The 257-nt window shown below is 72.4% G+C and carries 1 pseudogene; it reads left to right on the forward strand.

Annotation, left to right across the window (positions count from 1 at the left end):
* Positions 1-257: pseudogene (locus tag GCN78_RS29085) on the forward strand (3D-(3,5/4)-trihydroxycyclohexane-1,2-dione acylhydrolase (decyclizing)); the annotation flags it as partial.

Raw genomic sequence — 257 nt, forward strand, 5'->3', positions numbered from 1 at the left:
GCTGATCGTCGCCGGCGGCGGCGTGCTGTACGGCAAGGCTGGCGCCGCGCTGCGGGCCTTCGCCGAGCGCCACGGCATCCCCGTGGCGGAAACCCAGGCGGGCAAGAGCAGCTTGCCGTGGGACCATCCTCTGCAGCTGGGCGCCATCGGCGTCACCGGTTCGCCCGCCGCCAACGCGCTGGCGGCGCAGGCCGACGTGGTGCTGGCCGTCGGCACGCGCCTGCAGGATTTCACGACGGGTTCGAATTCCCTGTTTG

This window comes from Janthinobacterium rivuli, from assembly GCF_009208735.1.
Classification (GTDB): Bacteria; Pseudomonadota; Gammaproteobacteria; order Burkholderiales; family Burkholderiaceae_D; genus Janthinobacterium.